Genomic DNA, 17,489 nt, shown 5'->3' with positions numbered 1-17,489 from the left:
AACAATGAATTTAACCAAGGTGGTTTTTATGATGATATGACACCAGAGTATACAGAGGATTGTCCTTTCTAGGAGGTAAAAATGGCTAAGAAAAGCAAGAAAAAATCCAAAGAAACTGAATTACAAAAGGCATTTAAATGGATAAATTCACTTTCTGGAGAAAGAGTTGAATATATAAAAGAATTTGCTAATTGGCAGAGTAAAAAAGATATGAAGAATACATTGGATGTTTTAGATAGATGTATGACTGCTGCAATAGTAAATGTATTAGATATAGAGTGGAGCATTATACAAGAAATACGAGATAATATGGTCCATTTCTTAGAAGAAGATACTAAGAAGATGGGAGAAAATAATAGAATATACGGAGGGTTAGAAATGGCAATTAAAAAGATAAATGAACAAGAAAAATTAATAGTGAAAAGAGTTAATGAGCTTATAGACCAAGGGGTTAAGCAAAAGGAAATGGTTAAAACATTAAGTATAGATTTTCCTATGTTATCTAAAGCTATGATAACTAATGCTATAAAAAAAGTTAAATCAGAAAGATTAGAAAATACAGAAGAAGCAGCTAGATATATTTTAGAAGATAATAAAGAAATTAAGGATGAAGTAAAGAAAGAAGATGCTAAAAAGATAGCTAAAGAAGTAGCAAGGCAAATAGAGAAAGAGTTAGAAAAGGAGGACCATATTGCTGATGTCGGACAAATGATAGAAGAAAGTAAGGAAGAAGTTAAGGAGGAAAAGGCTATGAGTAAATTAAAGATAAAGAAAGTTGAATTAGAAGGTGAATTTGGAAGCTATATAAGAGAAGGAAATAAGGTTATAGCAGGAGAGATAACATTTAATAGCTTAGAAGAGTTAGAGGAATATCAAAGAAAAGAAATAGAACTATTCAATAGAAGAATGGAAGAGATAAGGGAGGTTTATAAGGTAGGATAATGAGAATATTGGTTATATGGTTAATAGCAGCATTAATTTACTTAGTGTTTGTATATGGAGCTACTAAGAGAGAAAGAGTAATTTGAAATAATTACGAATTAAATAAGGAGTTTTTAAATGACAAAAAGAAAGCAATTAGAAGAGAGATATAAAGTTGCCCTTTGGAAAGAATACATACCACATTTTAAACAAATGGCTTGGGTATGTTTAATAGATTATGATTTCGATAAGGTGTTTATAAGAAAAACACTTAAAGAGGTTGAAGCTGTTTTAAGCAGGAGATAATTCGCATTTCAAATAAAAGGGTGGACTACAGTGAGTAGTCTACTCTATATAAAATATGTTAAGAAGGTGATGTAATGAGCTTTTGGAATCCTGCAAGAATTAATGAAGATAGACAATTAGAAATAGATATAAGAGTTATCTTAGGAATATCAGAAGATAAGTTAAAAAAAGATTTAGAAAAGGTAGAGAAGAAAATAGAAAAGCATAGAGAAAGCTTCATAGGTAAAGATGTATTCTCTATGACAAGGAAGCAAAGAGCAAATATAAATGTAAGAGCTGATAATTTAGCATTCGAAAGAAATGAGATATTAAGAAGATTAGATTTAATTAAAGAAGCTAAGGAGGGGAATAAATGCTAGTGTTAACTTATAAAGAAATAGATAGAGATGGAGTAGTACATTTACCACAACAAGGAAAAGAACAGGCTAAGAAGCAAGCAAATGAATTATACAAACAAGGATATTTAAGCATAAAAGTAGTAGAGATAGAAGAAAAGGTATTGTATATACCAGGAGGGAAGTAGATGGATAAAGAACTATTTAGAAAGACAGAAGGAATGCTCTATGGATATTATAGAGATAAAAATAGATTAGAATCAGTAAGAAAAGAAATAAATACAGTAAGTAGTTTAATAAATACTATAGAAAGAAATATAAGAACTTGTAATGTTAGTATAGATCCATATCAAGGAGGAACAGGAGAAGGAGAAAGGGTACAAACATCTTCTAGTAATTCAAGTTATGTAGAAAAGGCTATTATAAAAGCTATAGATGATATGGAGAAAGAAAAAGCACAAAGAACTAAGAAACTATATAAGCTGCAATGTGAAGAAAGAAATCTAATATATAAAATAGAAAAGGTAGAAGGAAACATAGGGATGCTTAAAGATGAATATAAGAAGTTCTTAGAATTAAAATATAATATATTACCAGGAGAAAAAATAGGTATGAGAGATATAGCTTTAGAACTTAATATGAGCAAGAATAAAGTATATGATCTTAGAGAAGATTTAATTAGAAACATAGCAGAATATAGATGGTATTAAAAATGAGGACAAAATAAGGACAAAATAAGTCCACTTGGAAGAATTTAAGTCTATATAATAGTATTTGTGAAGAAATTGGACAGGATTTTTTCATCATTGGGTAAGCCTCCTATATTAATAGAAAACACCTAGTTAAGGCTAGGTGTAACGTGGGATTAATGGTTTGAGTAGGTTCGATTCCTACAAATCCCTAAAGTTATTCATAAATTCTCATACCCTTTTTCGAAAAGCACTTAGCATAATAAATGTTAGGTGCTTTACATTATTTGTATAAGATTGTAAAATTTTAATAAGGGGGTGAGAGCATGGAAATATCAAATTTTGATTATGTATTATTAAGTATTTGGGAAGAATATACGAAAGATAAATATACAGATTATAATAGAATAAATCAAAGAGAATTGGGTTTAGACACAGAGGAATTTATAAAAATATTAAAAGAGTTAGATGAACAAAGGTATATTACTGGATTAAAGTTTAGTGGTAGAGGTAACTTTTGTGTACCGTGGGTTGATAGAATGGTTTTAACAGACAAAGCTTTAGTATATATAAGTAATATCGGTAAAGAAAACTATGAAAATGAAATTGGATATGAAAGAACAGAAAAAAATATTAAAATCAGTTCATTGCTTAAATTAGCATATGATGAATTAAAGGATATAGGAACAATAGTTGCAGCTAAAGTGTTAAAAGAATAATGGAATAAGGAACTCTAGAAATAGGGTTCTTTTTATTATATATAGTTAATAAAATCACCTCTTAAAGCAGAATATTAAGTGCTTTACATTATTTGCATAAGATTGTAAAATTGTGAATAGGGGGTGAGATAATGAAAGAGAAGAGTAGGCTAACGGTTTTTCTTTTGTGTCTATTTGGTTCTCTTTTAGGATTACATAATTGGTATCTAGGTAATTATAAGAGAGCATTACTATTTACTTTAACAGGTGGAGGATTTGGGATATGGTGGATCAGTGATTTAATAAAGATTGTGATAGACCATGACTTCATAGAAAATTGTAATGGTGGATACAAAGAACAAAAGGAAGCTAAAAGAGAAGAAAGACTAGAAAAAATAAATGAAATAAAAGAAAGACACTATGTTCCGGAAGGTCATCAAGTACGTTGTCCTAAATGTGGAAGTACACAGTTATCCGCTAATAAAAAAGGATTTAGTTTAGGGAAAGCAGTAGCAGGAGGAATTATATTAAATCCTGTGCTTGGTGTAGCAACTGGAATGATAGGTAAAGATAAAATAATAGTAACTTGTATAAATTGTGGAAGTCAATTTAAAGCAGGGAAAGGAAGATAGCACTTACATTTGTAGGTGCTTTTATTTTGTTTAAAATTAAGGAGTTGAAAAAAATGAATAAGATATTAATTAGATGTGATGGTAAGGATATTATATTAAGAACTAATAGGAGTGCGAAAGATATATAGAATGTCTTAAATTGGAACGAGAGAAATATGCTTTTTTCAATAGATAGTGTTACTTTAGCAGATGAAGAATTTAAAGATGAAATTATTGTAAAGCCTACAAAGATTACCTTAATTAAAGATGTAACAGAGGATGAATATATAATTCCATTAGAAAATAGTGTGGGAATTGATAAGCTTGCAGATAAAATTATAAAAGAGATTAATAAGCAAACAAGAACTACTATAAAATTAGATGGTGTAAATATTAATAGATTTAAAGAAAGGTGATATAAAATGAAAGATTACTTAGAAAGATGTAATGATGTTATTAGAAAAGCAGAAGAAGAGATTATTATAAAGGAATTGAAGAGATGCACATCAACATTATTAGGAATTATGCCTAGTGCAATAAGTGTTTTAAAGAATGTATATGACGAGATGATAGAGAATGGATTTAATGAAGTACAAGCTTATGAATTTGCATGTAAGTTTACTATGGAAACTTTCTTTAAAAGAAATAAGGAATAAGGGAAGTATGTTAAAGAGTTGTAAGTACTGTGGAAGAATACATGATAGTAAATACATATGTCCTAGTAAACCAATAAGAAAGACTTATAAGAAGACAGAAGAGGATAAGTTTAGAAACACACAGGCTTGGAAAAAGAAAAGAAATTATATAAAAGATAGAGATAAAGGATTATGTCAAGTATGTATAAGAAAACTATATAATACATTAAAACAATATAATTATATAGATATAGAAGTACATCATATAACACCACTAAGAGAAGACTATGAGCTTAGATTAGATGATGATAATCTAATAAGTTTATGTAAGTATCATCACGAGTTAGCTGAAAAGGGAGAAATAGCAAGAGAATTACTAAGAAGCATGATAGAAGAATAAAATATATATCCCCCCTAGGGGTATAGCTTCTGAGGGGGTCTTAGCGACACCACGTGTCCATATTTATAAATAAAATATTCCCACATCAGCTTTTAAAATTAATTTTTAGAAAGGAGTTGATAGTATGCCTACACCACCAAAACCTTTTTCAGTTCTAAAAAGTGAAGGAAAATCTCATAGAACTAAAAAAGAGTTGAAACTTAGAGAGCAGGGAGAAAAGTCTCTAAGTACTGGAACTGCATTGAAAGCTAGAAGTGAAGTAAAGAAAAATAAAATAGCCAATAAAGAGTTTAAGCGTATTAATGAGCTCCTTAAGAAAATAGAAAAAAATGATGCAATATATGAAGCTGTAATAAATAGATATTGTTTGATTTATGCTGAATGTATAGATTTTGAAGATAGGAAGAATAAACTCTATGAATTAGTTGAGAAGTTAGAAAATCAATTTGAAGAGTCAAAAGAATATTTAGAACAAGAAGATTTAGCTAAAGAAACAAGAAAATTTGCAAAGGCAATTTCTGAAATTATGGGAAGTATAGTAGAATTAGATAAGCAATTGCAACCTAAAAGGAAAATGCTTTTAGACATAGAAAAAGAAAATATAATGACTATAGCTAGTGCATTAAGAGTTATCCCTAAAAAGCCTGAAAATGATAGTGCAAAAGAAACTATATTGAAGGTGCTGAATGGAAATAGTTAAGAGTACAAAAGCTTATGAATATGCTCTTTTCTGTGCTAATAATACAGATAGAAAAGTACCTAAGTATGTAAAAAAACAAGCCATACAATGGTTAGATATAGTTGAGGGGAATAACGAAGAAGCTTATGTTGATGAAAAGGAAATTAAAAAGATAATAAATATCCTTAAGTTAATGATTCATCCAGATTTAAGATGTCCAATGGATGAAGGATTAGAGGAGTATGCATGGTTTTTAATTATAGCGACATTATGCACGAAACTTAAAAATGATAAAAATTTAGATATAAGATATTATGAAACAGCCTTGCTAGAAATAGCTAGAAAGAATTTTAAAACTTTCAATTCGGCTGTTATTTTTATTATATTGCTTATTACTGACAAGCAATTTTCAAGGTTCTATTCAGTAGCACCAGATTTAAAACTATCAAGCGAATTAAAGGTTGCTATAAGAAAAATAATTAAATCAAGTCCACTTTTGGCAGATGATGAAATATTTAAAGTTCTAAGAAGTGAAGTTAGATGTCTACTTACAGATAGTGAATATATACCTTTAGCTTATTCAGAAGATAAAATGGACGGAAAGTTGGCAAATGCATTTTTAGCAGATGAAGCAGGGGCAATGGACGATTATCCTATTGAAGCAATGAGATCATCACAAGTAACTTTATTTAATAAGCTAGGGATAATCATTTCAACTCAATATCCTAATGATAATAACGCTATGTTAACTGAAATAGATATTTCTAAAAAAGTTTTGGATGGATTAATGGATAATGAAAGAAGGTTTAGCCTTTTATACGAGCCAGATGATGATTTTTTAGGCGAGGATAAATGGCAAAGTGAGGATTTAATAATTTATCAAGCTAATCCAGTTACTTTAAAGTGGGAGCATATTTTCAATGCGATAAAACAAAAAAGAACAATGGCTGTTTTATACGAAAATAAAAGAGAAAATTATTTATGTAAGCATAATAACATAAAGTATAAAGGATTAGGGGTAGAAGGATATATTGAAATAACGAAGGTGAGGGAGTGTAAAATGGGGAAAAATAAAGATTTCTGGAAAGGGAAAAAAGTATATTTAGCATTTGACTTATCACAAAGTGGAGATAATACTGCAGTAGCTATGGTTACAGAGTATGAAAGTGATATTTATACTAGTGTATGGGGATTCATACCAAGTGATAAAATAGAGTTAAAATCTAAAAAAGAGAATGTTGATTATAAAAAGCTGATTAAAGACGGTGTATGTTTTGCATGTGGAGATGAAGTAATAAGCTATAAGGAAGTAGAAGACTTTATATTAGGATTAGAAGAGAATTATGGAGTTGAAATACTCCAAATAGGCTATGATAGATGGAATGCTTTAAGTACAGCTCAAAAATTAGAAGCTGCAGGATATGAAATGGTTGAAATAAAACAGCATAGTTCAGTATTACATATGCCAACAAAGCTTCTAGAAGAAAAAGTTTTAAGTAAAAAATTCAAATATGAAGAAAATAGACTTTTAGAAATAAACTTTCAAAATGCTAGAGTTACGGAAGATACTAATAAAAATAAGTATGTAAATAAAAAGAAGTCAGAAGGCAAAGTTGATATGGTAGTAGCTTTAATAAATGCTATTTATTTATTACAACAAGAACAATTAACAGGAAGTGATTTTACTATCCAAGTCATTTAAAAGGAGTGAATTTGATGGAGCTTATTGCTTACAAATGTTTAGAATGTGGACATTATACAATATCGAAGTATGATGGGAAAAGATGTGTAAAGTGCAATGGACATTTAGGGCCATATGGGCAAGCAACTTTTGCAGATAAGAGTAGCTCAATGAAATTGAATGTTAGATTGAAAGATACAGACTTATTCAGGGACATTATAAATATTTTTAAGGATATTTTAGAAAATAAGAGTGTTCCAAAAGAAGTAAGAATGAAGATAGAAGAGATTATAAAACAATAGCAATATTGACTCTGAGAGGGGGTGGATAGATGAATTTAAAGTTTTGGAAAAGAAGAAAAGAAGAGCGATCAATCTTAGAGCAGGATGAAACAGGATTAAAAGATTTATTGTTAGCGGCAGGATTAATAGAAGATGACATAACTAGAATAGAAGCTTTAAATATTCCAACTTTAGCTGGGTGTGTAGAATTAATATCGTCCTTAGTTGCAAGTATCCCTATAAAACTGTACAAAGAAGAAGATGAAGAAGTAACAGAAATAAAAGAGGATATAAGGCTTAAACTTTTGAATGAAGAAACTGGAGATACACTTACTTCATTTGAAATGAAAAAGGCTCTAGTTATAGATTATTTGCTAATGGGAAATGGATATATCTATATAAATAAAGAAAGGGGAAAGATTGAAAGTTTACATTATGTTAAAGAAAGTGATGTAAGCATAAATAGAAATGTAGATCCAATATTTAAAAATTATGATGTATTAGTAAATGGACATATATATAAGCCTTATAATTTTATTAAATTATTAAGGCATACAGATAATGGGTTTGATGGATATGGAATAATAGAAGAAAATATTATATTGCTTTCTGTTATATATAATTCTCTTAAGTATGAGAATATACTAAGCAAAACTGGAGGAAATAAAAAAGGATTTATTGAATCCGAGGGCAAACTAGGGCTTGAAGCTATGCTTAATTTAAAAGAGCAATGGAGAAATATGTATTCAAATAATACTGAAAACTGTATAGTGCTTAATAAAGGATTAAACTTTAAAGAAAGCCAAGCTACTCCAACAGAGCTTCAACTTAATGAAAATAAAATAACCAATGGGTCAGAAATTTGCAAAATATTTAATATTCCACCTAGCATAATAAGTGGTGATGGAAAGGCTAACGAAGGTGATTTTGATAAAATGTTCAAAATGGCAATATTACCAATACTTAATAGTTTAATAGCAAGTATTAATAGAGACTTACTTCTAGAAAAAGAGAAGAAGTCTTTTTATTTTGGATATGATGCAAATGAATTGTTAAAAGGTGATATAGAGAAGAGGTTCAAAGCCTATGAAATAGCCATTAAGAACAAAATCATGGGAGTAAATGAAGTTAGATACAAAGAAGATTTAGAGCCTATTGATTTATTTGAAGATACCATTTTATTAGGTTTAAATGATGTATTGTATAACACTAAAAATAAAACTGTTTATACTCCAAATACAGATAAAACATCAAACTTGAAAGGGGGTGAAAATAATGAGAATAGAGATTCGCAATGACAGAGTAATCCTTGATGGTTATGTAAATGCTGTCGATAGAGAGAGTAAGCCTATTCCTTCTGTTAAAGGTAGGTTTGTAGAAAAAATAAAGCCTGGAGCATTCCAAAGGAGTTTGGAGAGAAGAGCTAATGTTGATTTATTATTAAATCATGATAAAAATAGAAAGCTTGGTTCAACTTCAGAGGGGAATCTTGAATTATTTGAAGATAATATAGGCTTAAGGGCGATATGTACTGTAACTGATGCAGATGTAATTGAAAAAGCTAAAAATAAACAATTAAGAGGATGGAGCTTTGGGTTTTACGCAGAGAAAGATAGCTGGGAAACATCAGAAAATGGTTATGAGAAAAGAACCGTAGAGCAATTAGATTTATTTGAAGTAACTATAGTAGATGATACAAGAAATCCAGCATATTCAGCTACATCTATAGAAATGAGAGATGATAAAGAAGTCTTAACAGAAAATAGAGTAACTGATTTTAAAGCTATAACAATAGATGAATCTAAAAATAAAGAAAAAAGAACAGATATTTATTATAGCAAGTATGAAAAAGAAATAGAAAGTTTTAGAAAGTCTTAAAATAAGGCTTTTTTATTTTGCTTAAATTTGAGGAGGATTAATTATGATAAAAAGAAAAATTGCAGAATATAGAACATTACCAACTAACGAAAAGGCATTAGAAGAAAAGAGAACAGAGTTATTAGTTGAAATGACTAATATAGTAGAATCTGCAAAAGCTGAAACAAGAACATTAACAGATCAAGAAGAAGTTAGGTATGATGAAATTAAAAAGGAAATATCAAAAATAGATAAAACACTGGAAGTAATAGAAGAACAAAGAGCTTTTAACAAGATACCTGCTAAGAAGAGTGCTACGGAGGAAGCTACAGAATTAGAGGAAAGAGCATTTGCAAACTACGTAAGAGGGGTTGTTGAAACACGAGAAACTAATTTAGCAGTAGGCGATAATGGAGCAGTTATACCTAAGACAATTGCTCAAAAAATTATAAAGAAGGTTTATGATATATCTCCAATATATCAATTAGCTACTAGATACAATGTAAAAGGTGATTTAACTATTCCATACTATGATGAATCTTCATCAGCAATAACAACAGCATATGCAACAGAGTTTACAGATTTAGAATCAAGTTCTGGTAAGTTCTTAAATATAGAATTAAAAGGATATTTAGCAGGTGCATTAACAAAGGTATCTAAATCATTATTAAACAACTCTAATTTTGATTTAATATCTTTTGTTATTACTGCTATGGCTGAAAGTATTGCTAGATTTATTGAAAAAGAGTTATTAAAAGGTACATCAAGCAAGATAACTGGTTTAAGCACAGTTAAACAAAAAGTAACTGCAACAAGTGGTACTGCTGTAACAGCTGATGAATTAATAGATGTACAAGAAATGGTTCCAGATGTTTATCAAGCAGGAGCAATATGGATAATGAATAAATCTACTAGATCAGCTATAAGAAAATTAAAAGATAATGATGGAAACTATTTATTAAATAAAGATGTATCAGCGAAGTGGGGATACACTTTATTAGGAAAAGATGTCTATACATCAGAAAATATGGATGCTATTTCATCTTCAAAGACTTCTATTTATTATGGTGATATGTCTGGATTAGCTGTTAAGTTAAGTGAAGATATAAATATTGAAGTTTTAAGAGAAAAATATGCTACTCAACATGCTATTGGAGTAGTTGGATGGGTTGAATTAGACTCTAAGATAGAAAATGAACAAAAAATATCTGCCCTAGTAATGGGTGCTTAATTTAGGTGATTGTATGAAGGTAAGAGCATTAGTAAGTTTTGCTGGTGTTTTTTCTATGTATAAGGGAGAAGAAAAGGAGTGCAACGATAAAGTTATACTCCAGGGCCTTCTTTCTTGTGGTTATGTAGAAGAGGTAAAAGCAACTAAAAAGAAGGTGAAAGCTAATGAAGATTAGTGAAGTAACTATTGATGACTTAAAAGAATATGCAAATGTTGAACATGATTATGATGATAAGATATTTACTAATATTTTATTAGCATCTAAAGTTTATATTAAAAGTTATACAGGATTAAATGAAAAGCAAATTGATGAAAAAGAAGATTTAACAATTGCTTTAATGATTTTATGTAATGAAATGTATGACAATAGGGTATTTAGTGTTCAAGATAATAAAGTTAATACTGTTATTAGTAATATCTTAGATATGTATTCAGTTAATTTATTGTAGGTGATTATATGAGTAGATATAGAATTAATCCAGGAGAGTTAAGACATAGAATTATTATTCAAAAGCTTAAGTCTCCTTCAAATGATTATGGGGAAATTGAAGTAAACAATCAAGAAACTTGGAGTGATATAGCAACTGTTAGGGCTGGCATATACCCTATAAGTGGTAAAGAGTTTTTTTCAGCAGAAACAGTAAATAGCGAAATAACTCATAAGGTTAAAATAAGATATATTGAAGGATTAAGTCCTAACATGAGAATAAAGTTTAATAACAGGATATTCTCTATTGAGTCTATAATAAATTTTCAAGAAAAGAATATAGAGCTACAACTTTTATGTAAGGAGTTGGTTTAATGGCTAAATTTAAAGTTGAAGGTATGAAAGAATTAGAAAGGTCGTTTAGAAAATTAGGACAAGTACCTCAAAAATGTGTTACACCTGCAGCAAGAAAAGGTATGAATATAGCACTTAGGAGTTCCAAGCAGAATGCTCCGGAAGATACAGGAGCATTAAAAGGTGGAATGAAATTAATAGGTGAAAAATCTAGAGTTAAAGCTAAAAAGGTTTATCAAGTAGTTTTTGATAGGAAGAAAAATAATATATTCCAAAAGAAAAATAAAGAGGGGAAAGTTACTGGATATTATCCTGCTTCTCAAGAGTATGGCTTTTTTGCTAGGAACGGAAGATATATACCAGGGTTTCATTTTATGAAGAGAGCTATGGAAGATAATAGTGGTACTATAACAAGAAAAATAGTAAGTGAAGTAAGTAAAAATATAGATAAGGCATTAGGTGGAAAATGATAGAGAAAGCATTAAGATATGAATTAAATAAAATTAGTGAATTAGAAAATAAGATATTTCCTACAAATGCTCCAGAAGGTCAGAAACCACCTTATTTAGTTTATATAACAAGTAAAAAAACATCAAAAGACTTAGATGGAGTTACAAAAGATAGAGAGTGCTATGTAATGCTTAATGTTCTATGTAATTCATATTCACAAATGAAATATATACTTAAAAAGATTGAAGATATAGTTGTCAATTTGCCATTAAGAAATATAGGAGAAGATAGATTATATATTCAAGATATAGATATTACTGATATATCAGAGACATATGAAGAGCAATTAAAACTACAACGAGGTATTATAGCTTTTACAGTTTATTATAAGGAGGAATAAAAATGGGAACAAGAAGTTTAGGGACAGTCCTTAAAATAGGAGAAGATAAGGTTGGTGGATTAACAGAAATAGGAGGAATTGAGTTAAGTGCAGATACATTAGATACTACTACTTTAGATAGTGATGGAGGATATAGAGAGTTCATCGGTGGATTTAAAGATGCAGGAGAAGTCAGCTTAACTGGATATTTAAAAATAGATTCGACTAATGGACAAAAAAAGATGTATGATGCATTTGAGTCGGGAGCTGAACAAGCTTTTGCTATAGAATTTCCAGAGAGTATAGGTGCTAAATGGGCATTTAAAGGTGTTGTTACTGGCTTTTCTACTGGAGCAAGTTTAGAAGATTTAATTAGCTTTGGAGCAACAATTAAAGTGTCTGGAAAACCAACTCTAACAGTTAAGGGGGAATAGGAGGAAGTTATGTATACACCAATAGAATTAGATAAGACAAGAAATTTCAGATATGGTATGAAAGCTATGTCATATATAGAGAAAAAATTAAAGAAACCTATAGCCAAGATAGATTTAGATGGTTTAACTATGGAAGATACAGCAGTTGTAATATGTGCTGGACTTATGCATGAAGATAAGAAGCTAACACCAGATAAAGTTATGGATCTAGTAGATGAAAAAGGAAATTTTCTAGAAGTAATAGAGATGATGGGGAAAGCCTTTAATGATGCATTTGGCAGTGAAGAGAAGACAATAGAAGAAAAAAACGAGTAGAGGGTAACTATGAAGAATTTTCTATAATGGAAAGTTTGAAAATAGCTACCCTTTGTTCTTTGTCTCCTTTAGAGTTTTGGGAGTTAACTCCCTATGAATTTAGCTTAGTTGCTAATGCTTATGCTAAAAGAAGAGAAGAGGAAGCAGAAGAAAAGTTAACTTTAGCTTATATAAATGCTGCATGGACTATTCAATTTTTAGGTAAGAAAAAACCTAAGCTTGATGATGTTTTAAAGAAAAAGCCGAAAAAAGAGATGACAGATGAAGAAATGCTGAATCAAATAAAACTCTTAAATAACATTTTAGGAGGTGAGGTAAATGGCAGTTAAGAATTTACTTATTAGAGGTGGAGCAGACTTTAGCGATATGCAGAAAGGGCTGAATAAAGCTCAAAAAAACCTTTCTAATTTTCAAAGTAATGTAAAGAGCATAATGGGTAAGGTTGCTACTATTTTTGCTACTATAAAGATAGGTGAACTTATAAAAGATGGCGTTAAAGATGCCATGAGTGTTGAAACTTCAATAGAAAATATAAACAGAACCATGCAAGGTAGTGCAAAAGCTTTTGGAGATTGGGTTAAAAGTCAATCACAAGCATACGGAATGAGTATTCAAGAGGGATATAAGTATGGTTCGACTTATAGTAACTTAATATCAAGCTTTCAAAGTAATACTAAAGAAATAGCTAATAGTACACAGGAATTAATGAAAGCTACCTCAATAATAGCTAGTAAAACTGGTAGAACATTCGAAGATACAGCAGAAAGAATTAGATCTGGTATGCTTGGATCTACAGAGGCTATTGAAGATTTAGGAGTTTATACTCAAGTTTCTATGCTAGAGAGTACAGAAGCATTTAAACAACTAGCAGATGGTAAGACGTGGCAACAATTAAATTTCCAAACACAACAACAAATAAGATTAGCAGCTATATTAGAACAAACTTATGCAAGATATGGAACTACATTAGCAGATACAACGCAAACTAGACACAATCAATTTATTGCTAGTTTGAAGAATGTTCAGCTAACTTTAGGACAAGCATTTTTACCTATTTACAATGCCATCCTTCCTCCATTAACAATATTCATGAATGCATTAAGCAAGGCTATATCTATAATAGCACAGTTTACAACTGCTCTATTTGGTAAACCTAAAGCAACTCAAGAACAAACTCAAGCTATATCTAATCAATCTAGTGCTGTTAGTGGTTTAGGAGATAGTTTAGACGATACTGCAGACAGTGCAGATAGTGCGAAAAAAGCTATTAAATCACTAGCTGGATTTGATGAATTAAATGTATTAAGCCAAGATAGTGGAAGTTCTGGAACTTCTGGAGGAACTAGTGGTGCAGGAGGTGGAATAGATACTTCTGGACTTGATTTAGGTGACAGTGGTTTCTTATCAAGTGTTATAGAAGTAAGCGAAAAAATCCAAGCATTTACTGATAAAATTAAAACATGTTTTAACACTTTAAAAGAATTTATTATAAAAAATAAAGAGGCAATAATATCTGCTTTAGCAGGAATAGCAGCTACGTTTACATCTTATTTTGTAATGTCAAATTGGACTACAATAATAGAAGGGATTCAATTAGCTTTTTACGCACTAGGATATGCAATAAGTGGAATAAGCTTACCAATATTAGCTATTGCAGCTATGATAGGAATTTTAGTTGGAAATATAGTTTATCTATGGCAAACTAATGAGGGCTTTAGAAATTCAGTTATAGAGGTATGGAATAATATAAAAGAGTTTATTAATACAGTTGTAACAGATATAGGAACTATATTGACAAGCCTATGGCAAGAGTATGGACAAACATTAATAGATAATCTAAAAGGTTTTATGCAAAGTATACAAAATATAATAGTTACTATATGGGAGAGTGTAATAAAGCCTATAATAACTAATGCATTAGAGATGTTGACATGGTTATGGGATAATCACTTAAAAGGTTTAGTTGAAGAATTAGGGAAATTTATAATGAAGCTAGTAAATGGAGTTCTTGAGATATGGAATAAATTTATATCTCCAATTGTTGATTTTTTAGTTAAAACATTAGGTCCTATTTTTGTGACTGTATTCAATTATATAGTTGATAGCATTGGAACAGCTATAGCTGTAATATCAGATATAGTAAAAGGCTTGTTAAGAGTTTTTGGAGGAATTATAGATTTTCTTGTTGGAATATTTACTTTAAATTGGAGTAAAACTTGGCAAGGAATTAAGGATATTTTTGGAGGAATATTTGATTCGCTTGTCGGAATAGCTAAATGGCCATTAAATATGATAATAGATTTGGTTAACACAGCTATATCAGGAATTAATTCCATGATTAAAGTTATTAATAAAGTACCAGGTGTAAATATATCAACAGTACCTAAAATTCCTAAACTTGCAAAAGGAGGAATTGTAGATAGTCCAACACTTTCTTTAATAGGCGAACAGGGGCGTGAAGCAGTAATGCCTTTAGAAAACAACACAGGTTGGATAACAGATTTAGCAGAAAAAGTTGCAACTAGAATGCCACAAGGTAGTGGAGATAATTCCATTAGTGGAGATTTAATCTTCCAAATAGATAGTAGCGTAATAGGAAAAGTAGCACTTAAGCAATTAAGAAAAATGCAAAGACAAGGTAATATAACATTAATACCAGTATAAAGGAGTGGTAATATTGATAAAGATTAATGGAGTAGATATTGCTACTCCTAAAACTTACGAAGCAACTGTAAGTGATTTAGATGGAGAATCTAATAGAAATGCTAATGGAGAACTTGTAAGAGATAGAATAGCAGTAAAAAGAAAATTAAATTTAGAATGGGGACCATTAAAACAATCTGAAATACAAACATTACTTAATGCTGTAAGTAGTGTTTTTTTTACTGTTACTTTTCCAGATCCTCAATCTGGAATGATAACTAAAACAATGTATGTAGGAGATAGAACAGCACCAGCTTATTCTTACATTAATGGAGAAGTTAAATGGCAGGGCTTAAAAATGAATTTTATAGAAAAGTAGGAGGAATAGTAATGAAATTAAGTAATGAAAGATTAGTAAATAGTATAGGGGTATTAAGTAAATTAACGAATATGGAGTTACCTATTAAGATTAGTTATGCTTTTTCTAAGAATATAACTAAGATAGATAGAGAATTAACTGCATATAACAAGGAAAGGCAAAAGCTAATTGAAAAGTATGGGGAAAAGGATAAGGAAGGAAATTTAAAAACCAAGGAAGATGGAACTATAAATATCCTAGACATAGATAATTTTAATAAAGATTTAAAGGAAATCCTAGAAATAGAAACAGAAGTAGATATACATCTCATAGATTTAGAAAGTGTAAATGCAGATATAAATATTACTCCAGGCGAGTTAATGGTTATTGATTATATGTTTAAATAGATCCTTCTAAAATATAAGAAAGGAGGGATATAAAATTTATACTACAAGTACAGCATATAAAACAGCAATTAAAGAAGCTTCAAGAACATTTGAATGTAGAGTAACAATATTAGATAAGGTTTATAAGAATGAAGATATAGTAGACATTATTATTGATGGTAATATACAACCTAGTGATGGATTTATGATAGGTGCTACAACTAGCCAATCTCTTGATTTAACACTACTAAATAAAGGTGATATGGTTTATGGTACTAGCACTATAAAAGTAGAAATAGGCTTAAAAATAGGTAATACAATAGAGTATATTCCTATAGGTATATATAACATAGATGATATAGAAAAAACTGACTATACAATTAAAATAACAGCCTTTGATAATATGATAAAGTTTGAAAGAAACTTTTCAACTACTCTCGGTGATACTTTAACATTGCAACAAGTAGCAAGTGAATTAACAAGAATAACAGGAGTGCAATTTACTGGAACCCTTCCATCTTACACAGTTAAGAAATTGGAGGGGTTTTCTTGTAGAGAAGTTCTTGGATATTTAGCTTCTATATGTGGAGGAAATGCAGTTATTACTCGTGATGGTAAGTTTACTATTATAACTCCTAAAGATGTTAATTACTCTATAGGAACAGCTAATTATTTTGATTATACAAGGGAAGAAACTAAATATAAAATAGGAAAAATATCTTGCCAAGCAGGAGAAGAAGTTTTAAGCAAAGGTTCTATAGGAGTTGATTCTATGGAACTTCAATTCGAAAATCCTTGGGTTAATTCTGCTATACTTACTGATATTTATACCAAACTTAATGGATTTGAATATCTAGGGTATTCTATGAAATGGCAAGGTGATCCTAGTATAGATGTAGGGGATACAGTAACTATTACAGATAAAAAGGGAGTAGTAAGAAAACATCCTATTCTATCTCAAAAATTTACTTATACAGGTGGATTAACAAGTGAAATATCTGCAAAAGGGGAAAATAAAAATAAGAATGAATTCTCTGGAAGTGGACCATCTGCAAAGAAAGTAGAAAGAGTTGTAATGGAACTTGCACTCATTAATAGAGCACTTATAGATGTAGCTTATATAGGAGATTTAACAGCAGGAAACATAAAATTTGATACAGCTTCTGGTAACATAATGGACCTACAAACATTACTAGCTAAATTTGTAACAGTAGAAAACGGACAATTCTTAAATCTTACCACAGATAATGTTGTTATAGCAAATGCGGTAATAAAAGATGCTATGATAGATAGTCTTAGCTTAAATAAATTAAAAGCAGGAACTATTTCTACTAATAAATTCACTGTAGCAAGTGATGATGGTGGAATAACTATAGTAGGGCCTACAATGCAATTTAAAGATAAAAGCAATAAAGTTAG

The 17,489-nt window shown here is 29.9% G+C and carries 27 protein-coding genes and 1 pseudogene; all 28 read left to right on the top strand.

All coding sequences use genetic code 11. The annotated features are described in order from the left end of the window. Nucleotides 1–81: 81 nt before the first annotated feature. Nucleotides 82–942 carry a hypothetical protein gene (locus ACQPUY_RS16975; RefSeq protein WP_430843123.1) on the top strand — a complete coding sequence of 287 codons (861 nt, stop codon included), beginning with the start codon at nucleotides 82–84 and terminating at the stop codon, nucleotides 940–942. Between the two features lie 117 nt (nucleotides 943–1,059). Continuing rightward, nucleotides 1,060–1,227, top strand: a complete 168-nt coding sequence (locus ACQPUY_RS16970) for a hypothetical protein (protein ID WP_430843121.1) — start codon at nucleotides 1,060–1,062, stop codon at nucleotides 1,225–1,227. Nucleotides 1,228–1,301: 74 nt separating this feature from the next. After that, nucleotides 1,302–1,586: a hypothetical protein gene (locus ACQPUY_RS16965; RefSeq protein WP_430843119.1), complete on the top strand. Its 285-nt coding sequence runs from the start codon at nucleotides 1,302–1,304 to the stop codon at nucleotides 1,584–1,586. Then, nucleotides 1,580–1,750 carry a hypothetical protein gene (locus ACQPUY_RS16960; RefSeq protein WP_430843117.1) on the top strand — a complete coding sequence of 57 codons (171 nt, stop codon included), beginning with the start codon at nucleotides 1,580–1,582 and terminating at the stop codon, nucleotides 1,748–1,750. Before ACQPUY_RS16965 ends, ACQPUY_RS16960 begins: the two co-directional genes overlap by 7 nt. Then, nucleotides 1,751–2,272 carry a hypothetical protein gene (locus ACQPUY_RS16955; protein WP_430843115.1) on the top strand — a complete coding sequence of 174 codons (522 nt, stop codon included), beginning with the start codon at nucleotides 1,751–1,753 and terminating at the stop codon, nucleotides 2,270–2,272. Nucleotides 2,273–2,577: 305 nt separating this feature from the next. After that, entirely contained in the window at nucleotides 2,578–2,970 is a 393-nt protein-coding gene (locus ACQPUY_RS16950) for a hypothetical protein (RefSeq protein ID WP_430843113.1), read from the top strand. Between the two features lie 131 nt (nucleotides 2,971–3,101). Next, complete coding sequence (locus ACQPUY_RS16945) at nucleotides 3,102–3,581, top strand: TM2 domain-containing protein (RefSeq protein ID WP_430843111.1); 480 nt, start codon at nucleotides 3,102–3,104, stop codon at nucleotides 3,579–3,581. A 155-nt stretch (nucleotides 3,582–3,736) separates the two neighbouring features. Then, on the top strand, nucleotides 3,737–3,976 hold the full coding sequence (locus tag ACQPUY_RS16940) for a hypothetical protein (RefSeq protein ID WP_430843109.1): 240 nt from the start codon (nucleotides 3,737–3,739) through the stop codon (nucleotides 3,974–3,976). Between the two features lie 6 nt (nucleotides 3,977–3,982). Then, a complete protein-coding gene (locus tag ACQPUY_RS16935) occupies nucleotides 3,983–4,216 on the top strand; it encodes a hypothetical protein (protein WP_430843107.1) in 234 nt (77 codons plus the stop codon). A 7-nt stretch (nucleotides 4,217–4,223) separates the two neighbouring features. Continuing rightward, the gene (locus tag ACQPUY_RS16930) at nucleotides 4,224–4,595 is read left to right on the top strand and encodes an HNH endonuclease (protein ID WP_430843105.1); all 372 of its coding nucleotides are present in this window, start codon (nucleotides 4,224–4,226) and stop codon (nucleotides 4,593–4,595) included. Nucleotides 4,596–4,719: 124 nt separating this feature from the next. Further along, nucleotides 4,720–5,295 carry a hypothetical protein gene (locus tag ACQPUY_RS16925; protein ID WP_430843103.1) on the top strand — a complete coding sequence of 192 codons (576 nt, stop codon included), beginning with the start codon at nucleotides 4,720–4,722 and terminating at the stop codon, nucleotides 5,293–5,295. Beyond that, nucleotides 5,282–6,976: a terminase TerL endonuclease subunit gene (locus tag ACQPUY_RS16920; RefSeq protein ID WP_430843101.1), complete on the top strand. Its 1,695-nt coding sequence runs from the start codon at nucleotides 5,282–5,284 to the stop codon at nucleotides 6,974–6,976. Before ACQPUY_RS16925 ends, ACQPUY_RS16920 begins: the two co-directional genes overlap by 14 nt. A gap of 14 nt (nucleotides 6,977–6,990) precedes the next feature. Then, entirely contained in the window at nucleotides 6,991–7,257 is a 267-nt protein-coding gene (locus ACQPUY_RS16915) for a hypothetical protein (RefSeq protein WP_430843099.1), read from the top strand. Nucleotides 7,258–7,286: 29 nt separating this feature from the next. Next, a complete protein-coding gene (locus ACQPUY_RS16910; protein ID WP_430843097.1) occupies nucleotides 7,287–8,534 on the top strand; it encodes a phage portal protein in 1,248 nt (415 codons plus the stop codon). After that, nucleotides 8,512–9,114 (top strand): HK97 family phage prohead protease, encoded by a 603-nt coding sequence (locus ACQPUY_RS16905; RefSeq protein ID WP_430843095.1) that lies wholly within the window; start codon nucleotides 8,512–8,514, stop codon nucleotides 9,112–9,114. Before ACQPUY_RS16910 ends, ACQPUY_RS16905 begins: the two co-directional genes overlap by 23 nt. 43 nt (nucleotides 9,115–9,157) lie before the next feature. Further along, nucleotides 9,158–10,324 carry a phage major capsid protein gene (locus ACQPUY_RS16900; protein WP_430843093.1) on the top strand — a complete coding sequence of 389 codons (1,167 nt, stop codon included), beginning with the start codon at nucleotides 9,158–9,160 and terminating at the stop codon, nucleotides 10,322–10,324. 13 nt (nucleotides 10,325–10,337) lie between these two features. Then, nucleotides 10,338–10,499 carry a hypothetical protein gene (locus ACQPUY_RS16895; RefSeq protein ID WP_430843091.1) on the top strand — a complete coding sequence of 54 codons (162 nt, stop codon included), beginning with the start codon at nucleotides 10,338–10,340 and terminating at the stop codon, nucleotides 10,497–10,499. Continuing rightward, nucleotides 10,489–10,773 carry a head-tail connector protein gene (locus ACQPUY_RS16890; RefSeq protein ID WP_430843089.1) on the top strand — a complete coding sequence of 95 codons (285 nt, stop codon included), beginning with the start codon at nucleotides 10,489–10,491 and terminating at the stop codon, nucleotides 10,771–10,773. Before ACQPUY_RS16895 ends, ACQPUY_RS16890 begins: the two co-directional genes overlap by 11 nt. 8 nt (nucleotides 10,774–10,781) lie before the next feature. After that, nucleotides 10,782–11,126: a phage head closure protein gene (locus tag ACQPUY_RS16885; protein WP_430843087.1), complete on the top strand. Its 345-nt coding sequence runs from the start codon at nucleotides 10,782–10,784 to the stop codon at nucleotides 11,124–11,126. Beyond that, nucleotides 11,126–11,575 (top strand): hypothetical protein, encoded by a 450-nt coding sequence (locus ACQPUY_RS16880; RefSeq protein WP_430843085.1) that lies wholly within the window; start codon nucleotides 11,126–11,128, stop codon nucleotides 11,573–11,575. Before ACQPUY_RS16885 ends, ACQPUY_RS16880 begins: the two co-directional genes overlap by 1 nt. Then, complete coding sequence (gene gp17, locus ACQPUY_RS16875; protein WP_430843083.1) at nucleotides 11,572–11,955, top strand: tail completion protein gp17; 384 nt, start codon at nucleotides 11,572–11,574, stop codon at nucleotides 11,953–11,955. Before ACQPUY_RS16880 ends, gp17 begins: the two co-directional genes overlap by 4 nt. A gap of 2 nt (nucleotides 11,956–11,957) precedes the next feature. Continuing rightward, on the top strand, nucleotides 11,958–12,368 hold the full coding sequence (locus tag ACQPUY_RS16870) for a phage tail tube protein (protein ID WP_430843081.1): 411 nt from the start codon (nucleotides 11,958–11,960) through the stop codon (nucleotides 12,366–12,368). Nucleotides 12,369–12,377: 9 nt separating this feature from the next. Continuing rightward, entirely contained in the window at nucleotides 12,378–12,683 is a 306-nt protein-coding gene (locus ACQPUY_RS16865) for a hypothetical protein (protein ID WP_430843079.1), read from the top strand. 26 nt (nucleotides 12,684–12,709) lie between these two features. Beyond that, the gene (locus ACQPUY_RS16860; protein WP_430843077.1) at nucleotides 12,710–13,012 is read left to right on the top strand and encodes a hypothetical protein; all 303 of its coding nucleotides are present in this window, start codon (nucleotides 12,710–12,712) and stop codon (nucleotides 13,010–13,012) included. Then, nucleotides 13,002–15,347 carry a phage tail protein gene (locus ACQPUY_RS16855; protein ID WP_430843075.1) on the top strand — a complete coding sequence of 782 codons (2,346 nt, stop codon included), beginning with the start codon at nucleotides 13,002–13,004 and terminating at the stop codon, nucleotides 15,345–15,347. The genes ACQPUY_RS16860 and ACQPUY_RS16855 overlap by 11 nt, the downstream gene beginning before the upstream one ends. Nucleotides 15,348–15,360: 13 nt before the next feature. After that, nucleotides 15,361–15,705 (top strand): DUF6711 family protein, encoded by a 345-nt coding sequence (locus ACQPUY_RS16850; RefSeq protein ID WP_430843073.1) that lies wholly within the window; start codon nucleotides 15,361–15,363, stop codon nucleotides 15,703–15,705. After that, nucleotides 15,669–16,091: a hypothetical protein gene (locus tag ACQPUY_RS16845; protein ID WP_430843071.1), complete on the top strand. Its 423-nt coding sequence runs from the start codon at nucleotides 15,669–15,671 to the stop codon at nucleotides 16,089–16,091. The genes ACQPUY_RS16850 and ACQPUY_RS16845 overlap by 37 nt, the downstream gene beginning before the upstream one ends. A 184-nt stretch (nucleotides 16,092–16,275) precedes the next feature. After that, nucleotides 16,276–17,489: pseudogene (locus ACQPUY_RS16840) on the top strand (hypothetical protein); the annotation flags it as partial.

It is taken from the genome of Clostridium nigeriense (genome assembly GCF_050585245.1).
GTDB lineage: Bacteria > Bacillota > Clostridia > Clostridiales > Clostridiaceae > Clostridium > Clostridium nigeriense_A.
The sequence above is the reverse complement of the archived record's forward strand: the minus strand, read 5'-3'. Positions and strand labels throughout refer to the sequence as shown.

Excerpts from the sequence above, each read along its gene's own strand:
- ACQPUY_RS16865 (WP_430843079.1), top strand. The coding sequence starts at position 12,378 with ATGTATACACCAATAGAATTAGATAAGACAAGAAATTTCAGATATGGT.
- gp17 (WP_430843083.1), top strand. The coding sequence starts at position 11,572 with ATGATAGAGAAAGCATTAAGATATGAATTAAATAAAATTAGTGAATTA.
- ACQPUY_RS16905 (WP_430843095.1), top strand. The coding sequence starts at position 8,512 with ATGAGAATAGAGATTCGCAATGACAGAGTAATCCTTGATGGTTATGTA.
- ACQPUY_RS16860 (WP_430843077.1), top strand. The coding sequence starts at position 12,710 with ATGGAAAGTTTGAAAATAGCTACCCTTTGTTCTTTGTCTCCTTTAGAG.
- ACQPUY_RS16965 (WP_430843119.1), top strand. The coding sequence starts at position 1,302 with ATGAGCTTTTGGAATCCTGCAAGAATTAATGAAGATAGACAATTAGAA.
- ACQPUY_RS16915 (WP_430843099.1), top strand. The coding sequence starts at position 6,991 with ATGGAGCTTATTGCTTACAAATGTTTAGAATGTGGACATTATACAATA.
- ACQPUY_RS16885 (WP_430843087.1), top strand. The coding sequence starts at position 10,782 with ATGAGTAGATATAGAATTAATCCAGGAGAGTTAAGACATAGAATTATT.
- ACQPUY_RS16955 (WP_430843115.1), top strand. The coding sequence starts at position 1,751 with ATGGATAAAGAACTATTTAGAAAGACAGAAGGAATGCTCTATGGATAT.
- ACQPUY_RS16890 (WP_430843089.1), top strand. The coding sequence starts at position 10,489 with ATGAAGATTAGTGAAGTAACTATTGATGACTTAAAAGAATATGCAAAT.
- ACQPUY_RS16895 (WP_430843091.1), top strand. The coding sequence starts at position 10,338 with ATGAAGGTAAGAGCATTAGTAAGTTTTGCTGGTGTTTTTTCTATGTAT.
- ACQPUY_RS16935 (WP_430843107.1), top strand. The coding sequence starts at position 3,983 with ATGAAAGATTACTTAGAAAGATGTAATGATGTTATTAGAAAAGCAGAA.
- ACQPUY_RS16845 (WP_430843071.1), top strand. The coding sequence starts at position 15,669 with ATGGCAGGGCTTAAAAATGAATTTTATAGAAAAGTAGGAGGAATAGTA.
- ACQPUY_RS16910 (WP_430843097.1), top strand. The coding sequence starts at position 7,287 with ATGAATTTAAAGTTTTGGAAAAGAAGAAAAGAAGAGCGATCAATCTTA.
- ACQPUY_RS16945 (WP_430843111.1), top strand. The coding sequence starts at position 3,102 with ATGAAAGAGAAGAGTAGGCTAACGGTTTTTCTTTTGTGTCTATTTGGT.
- ACQPUY_RS16960 (WP_430843117.1), top strand. The coding sequence starts at position 1,580 with ATGCTAGTGTTAACTTATAAAGAAATAGATAGAGATGGAGTAGTACAT.
- ACQPUY_RS16855 (WP_430843075.1), top strand. The coding sequence starts at position 13,002 with ATGGCAGTTAAGAATTTACTTATTAGAGGTGGAGCAGACTTTAGCGAT.
- ACQPUY_RS16900 (WP_430843093.1), top strand. The coding sequence starts at position 9,158 with ATGATAAAAAGAAAAATTGCAGAATATAGAACATTACCAACTAACGAA.
- ACQPUY_RS16940 (WP_430843109.1), top strand. The coding sequence starts at position 3,737 with ATGCTTTTTTCAATAGATAGTGTTACTTTAGCAGATGAAGAATTTAAA.
- ACQPUY_RS16920 (WP_430843101.1), top strand. The coding sequence starts at position 5,282 with ATGGAAATAGTTAAGAGTACAAAAGCTTATGAATATGCTCTTTTCTGT.
- ACQPUY_RS16880 (WP_430843085.1), top strand. The coding sequence starts at position 11,126 with ATGGCTAAATTTAAAGTTGAAGGTATGAAAGAATTAGAAAGGTCGTTT.
- ACQPUY_RS16925 (WP_430843103.1), top strand. The coding sequence starts at position 4,720 with ATGCCTACACCACCAAAACCTTTTTCAGTTCTAAAAAGTGAAGGAAAA.
- ACQPUY_RS16975 (WP_430843123.1), top strand. The coding sequence starts at position 82 with ATGGCTAAGAAAAGCAAGAAAAAATCCAAAGAAACTGAATTACAAAAG.
- ACQPUY_RS16870 (WP_430843081.1), top strand. The coding sequence starts at position 11,958 with ATGGGAACAAGAAGTTTAGGGACAGTCCTTAAAATAGGAGAAGATAAG.
- ACQPUY_RS16930 (WP_430843105.1), top strand. The coding sequence starts at position 4,224 with ATGTTAAAGAGTTGTAAGTACTGTGGAAGAATACATGATAGTAAATAC.
- ACQPUY_RS16970 (WP_430843121.1), top strand. The coding sequence starts at position 1,060 with ATGACAAAAAGAAAGCAATTAGAAGAGAGATATAAAGTTGCCCTTTGG.
- ACQPUY_RS16950 (WP_430843113.1), top strand. The coding sequence starts at position 2,578 with ATGGAAATATCAAATTTTGATTATGTATTATTAAGTATTTGGGAAGAA.